At 69.2% G+C, this 13,064-nt stretch carries 13 protein-coding genes and 1 pseudogene; 8 read left to right on the top strand and 6 right to left on the bottom strand.

The window, feature by feature from the left end; genetic code table 11:
- The 4 genes from CYU89_RS00625 to CYU89_RS00610 all read right to left on the bottom strand — a co-directional run bounded on the left by CYU89_RS00625 (position 1) and on the right by CYU89_RS00610 (position 1,515).
- Complete coding sequence (locus tag CYU89_RS00625; RefSeq protein ID WP_296278306.1) at positions 1-342, bottom strand: YkgJ family cysteine cluster protein; 342 nt, start codon at positions 340-342, stop codon at positions 1-3.
- Positions 343-547: 205 nt separating this feature from the next.
- Positions 548-886: a DUF6122 family protein gene (locus CYU89_RS00620; protein WP_296278281.1), complete on the bottom strand. Its 339-nt coding sequence runs from the start codon at positions 884-886 to the stop codon at positions 548-550.
- A gap of 9 nt (positions 887-895) precedes the next feature.
- On the bottom strand, positions 896-1,366 hold the full coding sequence (locus tag CYU89_RS00615) for a YaiI/YqxD family protein (protein ID WP_296278280.1): 471 nt from the start codon (positions 1,364-1,366) through the stop codon (positions 896-898).
- Positions 1,363-1,515 (bottom strand): hypothetical protein, encoded by a 153-nt coding sequence (locus CYU89_RS00610; protein ID WP_296278279.1) that lies wholly within the window; start codon positions 1,513-1,515, stop codon positions 1,363-1,365. Before CYU89_RS00610 ends, CYU89_RS00615 begins: the two co-directional genes overlap by 4 nt.
- Before the next feature lie 188 nt (positions 1,516-1,703).
- Between CYU89_RS00610 and CYU89_RS00605 the strand changes: the two genes are divergently transcribed.
- Together CYU89_RS00605 and CYU89_RS00600 are read left to right on the top strand one after the other, a co-directional pair.
- Complete coding sequence (locus CYU89_RS00605) at positions 1,704-2,996, top strand: alpha/beta fold hydrolase (RefSeq protein ID WP_296278278.1); 1,293 nt, start codon at positions 1,704-1,706, stop codon at positions 2,994-2,996.
- A complete protein-coding gene (locus CYU89_RS00600; protein ID WP_296278277.1) occupies positions 2,993-3,751 on the top strand; it encodes a hypothetical protein in 759 nt (252 codons plus the stop codon). The genes CYU89_RS00605 and CYU89_RS00600 overlap by 4 nt, the downstream gene beginning before the upstream one ends.
- 48 nt (positions 3,752-3,799) lie before the next feature.
- Here the strand turns inward: CYU89_RS00600 and CYU89_RS00595 are convergent, their stop codons facing one another.
- Positions 3,800-5,629, bottom strand: a complete 1,830-nt coding sequence (locus CYU89_RS00595) for a PHB depolymerase family esterase (protein ID WP_296278276.1) — start codon at positions 5,627-5,629, stop codon at positions 3,800-3,802.
- A 224-nt stretch (positions 5,630-5,853) separates the two neighbouring features.
- On the opposite strand from CYU89_RS00595, the gene CYU89_RS00590 reads away from it, so the two are divergent.
- Positions 5,854-6,444 carry a hypothetical protein gene (locus CYU89_RS00590; RefSeq protein WP_296278275.1) on the top strand — a complete coding sequence of 197 codons (591 nt, stop codon included), beginning with the start codon at positions 5,854-5,856 and terminating at the stop codon, positions 6,442-6,444.
- Positions 6,445-6,453: 9 nt separating this feature from the next.
- Here the strand turns inward: CYU89_RS00590 and CYU89_RS00585 are convergent, their stop codons facing one another.
- A complete protein-coding gene (locus CYU89_RS00585) occupies positions 6,454-7,296 on the bottom strand; it encodes an MnmC family methyltransferase (protein ID WP_296278274.1) in 843 nt (280 codons plus the stop codon).
- A 121-nt stretch (positions 7,297-7,417) separates the two neighbouring features.
- Here CYU89_RS00585 and CYU89_RS00580 point away from each other — a divergent pair, with 121 nt between their 5' ends.
- The 5 genes and pseudogenes from CYU89_RS00580 to ligD form a co-directional block, all read left to right on the top strand.
- Complete coding sequence (locus CYU89_RS00580) at positions 7,418-8,344, top strand: M14 family metallocarboxypeptidase (RefSeq protein ID WP_296278273.1); 927 nt, start codon at positions 7,418-7,420, stop codon at positions 8,342-8,344.
- Between the two features lie 95 nt (positions 8,345-8,439).
- A complete protein-coding gene (locus CYU89_RS00575) occupies positions 8,440-8,706 on the top strand; it encodes a DksA/TraR family C4-type zinc finger protein (protein WP_296278272.1) in 267 nt (88 codons plus the stop codon).
- Positions 8,707-8,797: 91 nt separating this feature from the next.
- Positions 8,798-9,715 carry a Ku protein gene (locus tag CYU89_RS00570; RefSeq protein ID WP_296278271.1) on the top strand — a complete coding sequence of 306 codons (918 nt, stop codon included), beginning with the start codon at positions 8,798-8,800 and terminating at the stop codon, positions 9,713-9,715.
- A 3-nt stretch (positions 9,716-9,718) separates the two neighbouring features.
- Positions 9,719-10,348, top strand: a complete 630-nt coding sequence (locus tag CYU89_RS00565; RefSeq protein WP_296278270.1) for a GIY-YIG nuclease family protein — start codon at positions 9,719-9,721, stop codon at positions 10,346-10,348.
- Between the two features lie 70 nt (positions 10,349-10,418).
- Positions 10,419-12,920, top strand: a pseudogene (gene ligD, locus CYU89_RS00560) (DNA ligase D); the annotation flags it as partial.
- Positions 12,921-13,064: the final 144 nt, after the last annotated feature.

The following is a 13,064-nucleotide window of genomic DNA, read 5'->3' as shown; positions in this document are numbered from 1 at the left end:
TCAGTACAGCGTGAGCGGAATGCCGCGCGACGTGCGGTCCCGGTAGTCCGTGCGGACATCGTGGCAGTACGGGCCGGCCATGACGAAGCGGCGGCAGATGTCCGGGCGCGTGTCGTAGATCGAGCAGCACATGCGTGCCGCATCGATCGCCACGCACCAGCCCTCTTCATCGCGCGCCATCACGTGCAGGCCGGCGTCGGTGTGGGTGGTCAGGTGCGAAGGCACGCCGTCCTCGGGCTGCAGCACCACGGTCAGGCGGCAGCAGACCGCGTCGCAACGTTCGCAGAGCGGTACCGCGGTACTCACCGGTGTCGTCCTCCGCGGAAGCGGGGCGGCGTCGATTGGCAGGGGGGGCTGGAACGGATCGCGAGGCATGGAGCGCTCCCGGGGTGGCGCTCCGCCCGTGCTCGTGGCGGAAACGCATGGAGGAAAGCGCAGCGGGCGACGGTGGCGGCGGTCGGACGGGACGCGGAAGGTGCAGCGCGGCCATCGTACGCCGTGGGTCCCGCGCGTACCTGAAGCGCGCCGCCGGAACTGAACGGGCGGGTCAGGTTGCGTGCGATGCCTGCATCAGCAGGCAGTCGATGCCATCGAGGGCGATATGGATGAGCAGGCCGATGCCGAACCAGCGGGTCTTCTTCGGCAGCGCCAGCCCTGCGTAGACGAGGATGGCCGGCCAGGTGTGCAGGGGATGGAAGCCGATACTGCAGCGGCCGGGCGCATAGACCGGATCGGCGAGCAGGTGGTCCAGGTCGATGACCCACGCCGCCAGCATCCACAGCGCGGCGCGCTTCCAGTCCCTGGGCCAGCACAGCCGCGCCAGCGCCACCGGCACCAGCACGTGCAGCAGCAGGTGGAGCGGCGCACGGAGTTCGACGTCGGGCATGGCGGCGGCTCAGCGACGCGTGGCCAGCCAGCGATCGAGCTGGTTGGCGAAGCCCTGGCGATCGCGCGCGCTGAACGCGGCCGGTCCGCCGGTCTGCACGCCGGCGCCACGCAGTTCGTCCATGAAGTTCCGCATGGACAGGCGCTCGGCGATGTTGTCCGGCGTGAAGCGCTCACCGCGCGGGTCTACCGCCTGCGCGCCGTTGGCCAGCACGCGCGCGGCCAGCGGGATGTCCTGGGTCACGACCAGGTCGCCCGGGCGCGCGCGCTCTGCGATGGCATCGTCGGCGACGTCGTAGCCGCCCTGTACCTGCAGGGCGAGGATGAAGCGCGAGGGCGGGGTGCGCAGCCACTGGTTGGCGACCAGGGTGACCGGCACCTGCGCGCGCTCGGCAGCGCGGAACAGGATCTCCTTCACCGGACCCGGGCAGGCATCGGCATCGACCCAGACCTGCGGGGGCGGCGCCGCCGCTTCGGTCATTCCCGGGTATCGGCCGGCGTGTCTTCCGCGCCCGCATCGGTCCGGGCCGCGTCGCGTTCGGCGCGCTTCTTGGCGTCCTTCTCTTCCTTCTTCTTCTTCTTGGCCAGCTCGCGCTGTCGTTTCTCGAAGGAGTAGTTGGGGGTCGGCATGGGCGTTCTTCCAGTGAGGGGAGGGCGTGCGGAGGCGGCCCGTACCCGTACACGATAGCCCGCAGGCGCGCTGCTGGCGAATGCGGCGCCCGCAGGCTCGCTGCGGCGCCGGCCCCTGCGCTACCATCCCGCCGTCGGCCACCCCCGGGGGACGGGTGCGGTCCCGACGTCCTTCCATGGGGTGAAGAATGCGGCGAATCCTCTGCCTGGTGCTGGCGGCCCTGGTGCTGGCCGGCTGTGCGAAACGCGTCAAGGAGACGCCGTTGCCTCCGCCCGTGGAGAGCCCGCAACCGCCGCCGCCGCCGCCGCCGCCGCCGCCCAGCAGCGCGGCCGAAGCGGCCGCACGCGCCGAAGCCCAACGCCGTGCCGCCGAGGCCGAAGCGCGGGCGCGCCAGCAACGCGATGCGACGGCGCGCGAAGCGGCCGAGCGCGAAGCCCGGGCCCGCGAGGCTGCGCAGTCGGGCCGGCCTCCGCAGCAGGATTTCGTCAACGTCGACGTGTTCTACGCCACCAACCGCACGCCGGCGGCGGCGTTCGCCTCGCTGCCGGCAGGCGATCGCTTCACGCCTTCGCTCGCGCGCCAGCTCACCTATGGCACCGCGCGCATAAGCATCCCGAAGGTCCACGTCGCCGGCGAACTGGAATCGCCCCGCTGGTACCTGCTGGAATTCAAGGAGGATCCCAAGCAGCACGTCATCCTGCAGGACGTCACCCGCCTGGATAAATCCCCCTTCTTCGCGCGCCTGTACGACCGCGTGGGCGCCTCCCGCGGACGCAATGCCTTCGTGTTCGTGCACGGGTACAACGTCAGCTTCCGCGACGCCGCCCGGCGTACGGCGCAGCTGGCGTACGACCTGCGCTTCGACGGCGCACCGGTGTTCTACAGCTGGCCTTCGCAGGCCGCGCTGTCGGGCTACTTCACCGACGAGCAGAGCATCGCGCGCTCGGTACCGTACATCGAGAACTTCCTGTCCGACCTCGCCGACCGCTCCGGCGCGCAGAACCTGTACGTGATCGGACACAGCATGGGCACGCGCGGGCTGACCCAGGCCGTGCGCAACCTGGTCACCCGCCGGCCGGAACTGCGCGGGCGCTTCCGCGGCATCATCCTCGCCGCACCGGATATCGACGCAAAGGTATTCCGCACCGAACTGGCGCCTGCGCTGCAGCGGGCGAGTGGCCGGGTCACGCTCTACGCCTCGTCGGAGGACCTGGCGCTGAAGGCGTCCAAGCAGGTCAACCGCGGGCCGCGCGCCGGCGACACCAGCGAAGGCGTCGTGCTGGTCTCCGGCGTGGACACCATCGATGTCTCCGGCGTGGACCAGAGCGTGCTGGCGCACTCCTACTTCATGGAGTCGGACAAGGTGATGGGCGACATCCGCGAGATGTTCCGCGCGAACCAGCCCGCCGCGCAGCGCAAGCCACTGCAGTCGGTGAAGCTGGGGGCAGGCATGTTCTGGAAGATCCTGCCGCCGCCATGATGACGTTGCCGGGAGGCGCACGCCGCGGCGAGGGATCCGGGTGCCGCACAGGATGGACGCTCCTGCTGGTGTTGGTGTGGGTGCCTGCCGCCGCGCAGTCCGAGGCGCGTTTGGCGGACTTGGCTAACTCGCGCACGTACGCGCGAGCGCTGATGGAGAGCGTCGAACGGCACTGGGTCCGGCCCGCCAGCGTGCCGCGGGACGTGCCATGCCCCGTGAGGGTGATCCAGGCGCCCGGTGGCGAGGTGGTGAGCGTGGAAGCGATGCCCACCTGTCCGTACGACGCTCAGGGGCGCGATTCCGTGGAACGCGCGGTGATCAAGGCCAGTCCGTTGCCATACCGCGGCTTCGAGGATCAATTCAACCCGCGGTTGTTGCTCAACTTCCGTGCTGAGGATGGAACTGCGACGCCGACTCCGGCCCCCCAAACGCGGACGGTACGCATGGATCCGCCGCCCGACAGCGTCGATAACGCGACGCTGCGCGCGCATCAGGAGGCATGCCGGCGGCACCTGCAGCACGCCCGTCGTGCGGCCGGGCACCGCGACACCGGTCGGCGGGCCCTCGTGGAGGTGGGGCTGGATGGCGTGCTGCGGGCAGTGCGAGTGCAGCCAACACCCACCGCCACGGCCGACGAGGATGCACGTTGGGAGCGTGCGGTGATGTCGCTGCCGGCGTGCGCACCGATGCCCGGCCGGGCCGACTGGGGCAATGTCGGCTACGGCGTCGAGATCGCGTTCGAACCCGTGCCCTGACGCATCGGGCAACCCGCAGGCGCGCTGCCGGCTTGCTGCGTCGTGCCGTCAGGGCAGGGTGTAAGTGACCGAGAGCTTGGCGGTCGCGCCGCGGTCGATCCACACATAGTGCGTCGCCGAGGGATTGGCGGCGAAGCGCAACTTCAGCTGCGTGCGCCCGGTGCGGTTGATCGCCGCGCGCCCGGCGGTATCGAACACGGTACTGGTCTGGTTGCCGCCGCTGAAGGCCGGCACCTGCGCGCTACTGGCGGTGGTCGTGGCGGCGGCCCAGTCCGCTGCTTCGATGGGGCATGCGCCAAGGCAGCCGCTGCGGACATCGACGACCAGCGTGTTGCCGGCGGGATTGCTCCACGGATCGCCGCTCGCGCTGCGGTAGGCCACCGTCAGCGTGGCGGACGTCACCACCGCGTTGTCCGGCAGCGATGACGTATCGAAGGAGAGCACCGCGCGATTGTGGTTGCCGTCGGTGCCGCGGCCGATCGCCAGGCCGTAGTACGCCTCCAGCGTGCCGACGGCCGGACTGCCGCCGGTGGCGCTGGCCTTCACGTAACCATCGTTGGCATCCTCGTTGTTGAACACGACCGTGACCGGCGAGCCGCCACTCGTGCCACCGCTGACGGTGATGTTCACGGCAGCGGAGGTGCCGGTATTGCCGGCGAGGTCGAGCGCGCGCGCCTGCAGCACGTGCGCGCCGTTGCCGGTGCCGCCGCTGTTCCAGGCGAGGCTGTAGGGCGCGCTGGCATCGCTGCCGAGCAGCGCACCGTCCAGCAGGAAGTCCACGCGCGCCACGCCGATGTCGTCGCTGGCCGAGGCCGCCAGTGCCACAGTACCGCTGACGCTGGCGCCGTTGGCGGGGGAGGTCAGGGCGACGGTCGGCGGCGTGCCGTCCAGGTTGTCCAGGCCGAAGAAGCGGGTGATGTAGTAGCTGGAACAGAGGTTCACGTCGAGGATGTAAGCGCCCGCGGTGCCGCACTGCGTTTCGCCGCTGCCGGGATCGACCGGCGTGCCGTGGCCCATGCCGGTGATGACGTAGGTTTCGACCTTGGCGTTGCCCGCCGCGTCCTTGTACACCCTGTGCGGGAAGCCGCTGACGGTGTCGGTGGCGTCGGCCACGGTATCGATGCCGTGCACGTCGGCCCACTGCTCCAGGCTCTCGGTGAGGTTGGCCGGGCGCACCACGTAGTCGGCATCGCCATGCCAGATCGACACGATCGGCCAGGGCCCGGTCCAGCTGCTGGCAGCACGTACCTTCGCGCCCCATTGGGCAGGGCTCAGGTCGCTGCCAGGGTTCATGCAGCTGAACGCCGCGCTCTGGCTCGTCGCACAGCGGTAGGGCAGGCCCGCCACGATCGCGCCCCCGGCAAAGACGTCGGGGTAGGTCGCCAGCATCACCGAGGTCATCGCGCCACCCGCGGACAAACCGGTGACGTAGACGCGCGCGGGATCGATCGCATGGTCGGCGATCATGCGGTCGACCATCTGCTTGATCGACAGCGGTTCTCCCTGGCCGCGCGTCGTGTCCGCCGTCTCGAACCAGTTGAAACAGCGGCTGCTGTTGTTGCCGGTCTGCTGCTCGGGCAGCAACAGGGCGAAACCGAAGCGGTTGGCGAGCAACTCCCAACCCGTCTCGGCATCGTAGTTGGACGCGGACTGCGCGCAGCCGTGCAGGGCGACCACCAGCGGCGCATCCGCGGCCAGCCCCGCGGGAACGTACTTGTGCATGCGCAGGTTGCCCGGATTGCTGCCGAAGCCGGTGACTTCGGTCAACGCCAGTGCCGGACTGCTGGCCACCACCAGCAACAGGGAAGCGAGCAACAGGCCCGCGCGACGGGACGGGATGAGCGGGACGGGACGACACAGCAGCGCAGCGATCGACATCGACGGCACCTCCGGTGTGAAGTGCCGGCAGTGGGCCACAGCGCTTCCGGCCGGGACATTGGCCAAAGGGGAAAGCTGCAGCGCACCATCGCCGCGGCGTGATGGCGGTCGCGCCGTACGCACGGCGTGGGCAGCCCGGCCCTGTCCGCTCCTGCCACGTCGCCGCGTTGGGCCTGAGTGCAAGCCCGCGCATCGCGCGAGGGCGCGTTCATGGAGAACGGAACATGGCCATCCGCACGATGATGTCGGCACTGCTCGTGGTTGCCTGCGGGCAGGCGCTCGCCGCACCCCCTTCCGACGAACTGCTGCGGAAGGGTGCGCCCGTCGTCGACAGGGTGTCGCTGCTGTGCCTGCAGCAGCCGGCGCGCTGCCCGCGCTTCGCGCAAAACATCACGGTGCCTGCGCATGCGCTGTCGCGGTCGACGTTCGGCACGTTCGACGTGCACACGCGCGGCGTGAACTGGACGGGAAACACCGGGGCGATGTCGTTCACGATGCGTCGTCCCGACGATTTCACCGGCACACGTGTCCGCCTGCGCTTCCTCTTTGAAATCACCGACGATGCGGGCGGCGACCTGCAGTTCGTGGTCACGCCGGTCACGCTGAAGCACGGCAGTGGCTTCGAGACCTACGCGAGCTATGGCACGCCGCTGGTGGCGGTGCCGGAGTCCCCGACGATCATGCAAGAGAGCACGGTGATCGTGACCGACACCAACGGCATCGATCCCGACGGCCCGTGGTGGTACTTCGAGATAAACCGGCAGGGCACCTACGCAGGACGGCTTCGACTCTACGCCGTCGCACTGGAGTACTGATGCAGCGCGTCAGCGACGCACGGCCATGACGCCGTCCAGCGCCCGCTGTGCCCGGAAGCCGGCTTTCTCCAGCCGTTTCAGCACTTCGCCGGGCACGTCGCGCCCGCTGGTCAGCTTGTTGGGGCTGCCGGTGTAGTGGAACAGGGCGCCACCACGGCGCGCCACGCGCGCGAGTTGGTCGTAGAACGCCTGCGAGTACAGTTCGCCGGCGATGCCGAAGCGCGGCGGATCGTGCAGCAGGGCATCCACCGACGCATCCGGCACCTGCGCGATCGCCTGCGACACATCGGCATGGAGAAGCTGCAGGCGACCTGCGGCGGTCGCATCGTCCGGATCCGGTGACCAGGGGTTCAGCGTGCGCAGCCACAGCACGTCCGCATTCTTCTCGAACGACAGGATGCGCGCGGCGCCGGCCTCCAGGCAGCACGCGGCGAAATAACCCAGGCCACCGCAGGTATCGAGCACGGTCTTTCCCTTCGGCTCGACCAGGGCGACCTTGCGGCGCGCATCGTCCAGCGGCGATGCCTTCGAGGTCGGCAGCATCTTGATGCCGTCGATCTCGAACGTCGGCACCCCCCACTCGGTGGGCACGAGCTTGATCAGCGACCCCGCATAGCGCGACACCGGCGCGAAGTCCTCGCCGTCCCACCCGTACAGCGTGCGGTCCTTGAGTCTGCCTGGATACGGGTACGCGACGCCGTGCCAGCGCCAGCCGTCGGCCTCCAGCCATGCCTCGTCCTGCGAACGGCCGAGGTCGAGCGAACCCGGCCAGCGGGTGTCGCCGCGGTCGCGGGCGGCGAGCAGGGCAGCGGCGGTGTCGCGGGTGAGCAGGGGGCCGGCGTAGCGGGGCATCGGGCATTCATGCGGGAGACGTCGCGCCATTTTCACCGCGTTGGCGCGAAGAGGACAGTGCGCGGGAGGCGACGGACCCGCTGGTATAGTGCGGCCCCCGATATTCCATGCCATCGTCGCCATGACCACCCTCGAACGCTTCCATCCCATCGGTACGCCTGGCCAGCCCTGGGGCGCGGCGGAAAAGGCGCAGTGGCGCGGGCAGCAGCGCGTGCGGCGGCGTTACGTCGACGATGTCGTGGTGGCGGTCGACGCCCTGCGCGACCGCTTCGACGTGCAGCAGTATGGAACGCTCGACTACGGCCCCGGCGAACGCTATCCGCTGTTCGCCGTCCGCAGCCGCGACTGGAACGACGACCTGCCGACGATGCTGGTGACCGGCGGCGTGCACGGCTACGAGACCAGTGGCGTGCATGGGGCGCTGCAGTTCCTGGAGCAGCGCGCCGGAGGTTACGCCGGCAAGACCAATCTGCTGGTCGTGCCTTGCGTGAGCCCGTGGGGCTACGAGCGCATCCATCGCTGGAACGCCGAGGCGCTGGACCCGAACCGTTCCTTCCGGGCCGACAGTCCGGCCCAGGAATCCGCCGCGCTGATCGACCTGGTCGCACCGCTCAGGACGCGCGTGCGGATGCATATCGACCTGCACGAGACCACCGACAGCGACGAGACCGAATTCCGTCCCGCGCTGGCCGCGCGCGACGGCAAGCCTTACGAGCCGGGTGAGATCCCGGACGGCTTCTACCTGGTGGACGACAGCGAGCGCCGCCAGCCCGACTTCCAGCGTGCGGTGATCGCCGCGGTCGCGGCGGTGACGCATATCGCGCCGGCCGATGCGAAGGGCGAGATCATCGGTTCGCCGGTCGTCGCCGAAGGTGTGATCGAGTATCCGGTCAAGTCGCTGGGTTTGTGCACCGGCATCACCGATGCGCGCTACACCACCATCACCGAGGTGTACCCGGACAGCCCCAAGGCCACACCACAACAGTGCAACGATGCGCAGGTGGCGGCCGTGGTGGCGGCGATCGACTACGCGCTGGCGCACGGTTGAAGTGGCGCCGGTACATCCCTGTTCCTGTTCGTGAAATCCGGTTGCCGGTGGCGGCGTAAGCTGGCCTGGCAACCGAGATCCGCGAGGAGACCACCATGGCAACCGGATGGGCCGGCGACGGCGCCGTGCAGGACCAGATCGATGCGACCGTGAAGGATGGCATCGAGCGCGCGCGCCGCGCGTTGCCGACGGGTCCCAGCCTGACCCACTGCGAGGCGTGCGAGAAACCCATTCCCGCCGCGCGGCGGAAAGCCGTGCCGGGTGTCCGCCTGTGTGTCGCCTGCCAGGAAGCGGCCGACCAGGAAGAGCACGGTGCCGGCCTGTACAACCGGCGCGGCAGCAAGGACAGCCAGTTGCGCTGAACGACGGTCCGGCTGCCGGCGCCGACGTCTTCACATCGGTTTCCGCGGGCGCTGCACACGATGGATGCCCCTCGTTCCGCGCAGGCACGCCATGGCACGCCCCATCTGGACCGGTACGCTGTCCTTCGGCCTCCTCAACATTCCGGTCTCGCTGATGTCCGGCGAGCGCAAGGTGGACATCAGCTTCCGCATGCTCGACTCGCGCGACAAGAAGCCGATCCGCTTCGAGCGCGTCAACGCCGAGACCGGCGAAGAGGTGCCGTGGAAGGACATCATCAAGGCCTTCGAGTACGACAAGGGCAGCTACGTGGTGGTCGAGAAGGAAGACATCGCTTCCGCTGCACCGCAGACGCACGAGTCGGTGGACGTCGAAGCGTTCGTGGACCGGGAGGAGATCGGCCTGAGGTTCTTCGAGAAGCCCTACATCCTCGTGCCGGGGAAGAAGGCCGAAAAGGGTTACGTGCTGCTGCGCGACACGCTGGCGAGCACCGGCAAGGCCGGCGTGGCGCGGGTGGTGATCCGTACGCGCGAATACCTGTGCGCGGTTGTACCGGAAGGCGATGCGCTGGTCCTGCTGATGTTGCGCTACCCGCAGGAACTGGTTGATCCGGAGGAGTACAAGCTGCCGGGCGGAAAGGCGGCCGACTACCGCATCACGGCGAAGGAGCGCGAGATGGCGGAGACCCTGATCGCCTCGATGTCGGCACCGTGGACGCCGGACGACTACCAGGATGAATTCCGCAAGCGCCTGGAAGCCATCATCAAGAAGCGCATCAAGTCGCGCGGGGCCACCACGAAGATCGTGGAGGATGACGTGGAACACGAGGACGCCACCACCAACGTGGTGGATTTCATGGCCCTGCTGCAGAAGAGCCTGGACAGCAAGAAGCGCACGCCTGCGAAGAAGGCCGCGACCAAGAAGGCGGCGCAGGGGAAGCCCGCGCGCAAGACCGCGAAGGCCGCCAAGAAGCGTCCTGCCAAGCGCGCACGCAAGGCGGCGTCGCGCTGACGCATGGCGACAGGCAGGCGCGTCGTGCCGGTGGACGGCGTCGGCACGGGCGCCAGCGGGCGCGCCTGCCTTTACGTGCTCCCCTGCGCCTACGAGGACCACGCCAAACTCGGCATCGCGACCGATCCGCTGGCGCGGATGCAGGCGTTTTCGCCGCGTTACTACGCGTTCTTCGACCTGGATCGCGGCTGGTTCGCGGAGGCCGGCAGCCTCCGCGAGGCCCGTGCCTGGGAAACGCGCTGGAAGCGTGCGCTGCGCGACCATGCCGCACCGCCGCCGCTGCAGGTGCCCGCACAGGCGGCCGGCCACACGGAGTGGTTCCGGGGTGCTCTGTCGATACTCGATGAGGCGCGACATGAGCTGGCATCGCAGGGCTTCGTCGTGCACGCGCCCATGCGTACCTGGATCGCGCGCCGCCTGCGGGAACAGCGTGAGCGCTTGCACAGCGGCGAACAAGCGGCGGTCGCGCATTACGGGGCGCCCGATGCCTGGCCGGCCGCCGCGGCGTGGCCGCCGCTGGCGTGCTTGCGCGACGCACTCGATGCGTACGCCGCGCTCGGGATAGACCTGGACGATGCGATGTCGCCCTCCCTCCACGCGTGGCTGGCGCGCAATACCCTCTTGCCGCGGTGAGCGCGGGTTGGCTGCGTCCTTGCACGCCCCGTTGACGGTGCGCGCGGCATAACAGCGGCCGAGGACCGCCATGAGCCTGCAGGAATACCGTCGCAAACGCCGCTTCGATCGCACGCCGGAACCGTCAGCGGATGGGCGTCGCGCGCGTGGCGCGAGGGCCCTGTTCGTGGTGCAGCTTCACCATGCCAGCCATCGTCACTACGACTTCCGCCTGCAGGTGGGCGACACGCTGAAGAGCTGGGCGGTCCCGAAGGGGCCCAGTCTGGATCCCGCGGTGAAGCGGTTGGCTGCCGAGGTGGAAGACCATCCGATCGACTACGTCGACTTCGAGGGCGATATCCCCAAAGGCCAGTACGGGGGCGGCCACGTGGCCACCTTCGATCGTGGCCTGTGGACCACGGACGGCGATGCGGAAGCGCAACTGGCCAAGGGTCACCTGCGCTTCCGCCTGTTCGGCGACAAGTTGAAGGGTGGCTGGCACCTGGTGCGAACGCAAACGCGGTCGCGCAGGCCGCAGTGGTTGCTGTTCAAGGAGCGCGACGACCATGCGGGTACGCACGAGGCGGACGATCTTCTGCAGGACGTGGTACCACCTTCAGGCGCGACGTCCTCCCGCGCCGCGGGCCGCGCACGCAAGCGTGTGGCGTCGGTGGCGAAGGCCAGCCATCGGTGGGCCAAGCGCGCGGCCCGGCTGGATGGTGCGCGCGCAAGCCGCCAGCATGCGGGATTCCGTGCTCCGCAGCTGGCGAAGCTGCAGGCGCACGTCCCGGAAGGGGATGCCTGGCTGCACGAGGCCAAGTGGGACGGCTATCGCCTGATCGCGCAGATCAGCAAGGGCAACGTCCGCCTCTGGTCCCGCAACGAGATCGAATGGACGGCACGCGCGCCTGACATCGTCGCGGCGCTGCGCGCGCTGGCACTGGACGACGCCGTACTGGATGGAGAACTGGTGGCCGGTGCGGGCAGGCAGGAGGATTTCGGCCTGCTGCAGGCGACCCTGTCCGGCGAGAAGAACGCAACCCTGTCCTACGTGATCTTCGACATCCTGCAGGTCGATGGCGTGGACCTGATGCGCAGCCCGCAGTACCAGCGCAAGGCGCTGCTGGCGGAAATCCTGAAGTCGCCGCCGGACCGCCTGGTCTACAGCTCGCATATCGTGGGGCGGGGAGACGAGGCGCTGGCGATGGCACTGGAGCGGGGACTAGAAGGCATCATCAGCAAGCGCGCCGACGCGCCCTACCACGGCGGACGCGGGGACAGCTGGCGGAAGGTGAAGCAGCGCGCATCGGAGGAATTCGCGGTCGTCGGGTTCACGGCGCCGAAGGGCAGTCGCAGCGGTCTGGGTGCGCTGCTGCTGGCGGTGCCCGACGGTGCGAGCGGCTGGCGCTACGCGGGACGGGTGGGAACCGGATTCAGCCGCGACCTGCTCGACGCGTTGGCCGCGCAGTTGGCACCGCGCGTGCGCCGCACCCCGACGGCGCGCGTCGAGGTCGACGATCCGGAACTGCGGCGCGCGCGCTGGGTGACGCCGACCCTGGTGGCCGAGGTGTTCCATCACGGGTTGGGCAACCAGGGCCTGCTGCGGCAATCCTCCCTGAAGGCGATAAGGCGCGACAAGCGGCCCTCGGACCTGCGCGGAACGCCCCCGTCACGACACGCAAGGGAAACGACGATGCCGGCGAACGGTGCCTCCCGCAGTACCGATGCGCGGGCGGTCGCACCGTCGCACCCCGAACGCGTGGTATTCCCCGACAGCGGCATCACCAAACGGCAGGTCTTCGACTATTACCGTGCGATGGCACGATGGCTGCTGCCGGAAATCGAGGGTCGCCCGTTGTCCGTCGTCCGTTGCCCGCAGGGCGCGGGCCGACCATGTTTCTTCCAGAAGCACCATACGCCGGGCATGGAGCGCGTCGACGTGGTGCCGCTGGAAGAAGAGGGTGGCGCACGCGCGGACTATCTGGTGGTACACGATGAGGCCGGGCTGCTCGAACTGGCGCAGTTCAACGCGATCGAATTCCATCCATGGGGCGCGCATGCGCAGGCCGCCGAGCTGGCGGACCGCGTCGTGTTCGATCTCGACCCCGGCCCCGATGTGGCGTGGAGTCGCGTGGTGGCCGCCGCCCGCCAGGTGCGAACCCTGTTGCGTGCGCTCGGACTGGCCTCCTACGTGCGCACGTCCGGAGGAAAGGGCCTGCATGTCGTGGTGCCGCTGAAGCCGGCGTGTCCGTGGCCCCGGGTGAAGGACTTCGCACATGCGTTCGCCGAATCCATGGCGGCCGCCGATCCGCTCGCCTATGTCGCGACCGCGACCAAGAAATTCCGCAAGGGACGCATCTTCATCGATTACCTCCGCAACGGCCGGGGTGCGACCAGCGTGGCATCGTTCTCGCTGCGCGCACGCGAAGGCGCGCCGGTGGCGATGCCCTTGCGCTGGGAGGAGCTGGGTCGCCTGAAGGGGGGCGACGCCTATACCCTGGCGTCCGCCCCGCGCCGCATGGCGCGCCTGGGCGCCCATCCATGGGGGGATTACGCGCGCAGGAAGCAGGATCTCGCCGCAATCGCCGCAGCGCTGGCGTCGAAGACCGGCGCCAAGACGAAAACAAGAACGAACACAAAAGCGAAAACGAAGCAGCGCTAGCGACGGGCATGTGCGGCCTGTTGCACGCTGGCGCACGGCGGAACAAGAAAAGCCCCGCTTCCGCGGGGCTCTTGT

Source organism: Pseudoxanthomonas sp., from assembly GCF_002863005.1.
GTDB lineage: Bacteria > Pseudomonadota > Gammaproteobacteria > Xanthomonadales > Xanthomonadaceae > Pseudoxanthomonas_A.
This window is presented reverse-complemented; position numbering and strand designations above follow the sequence as displayed.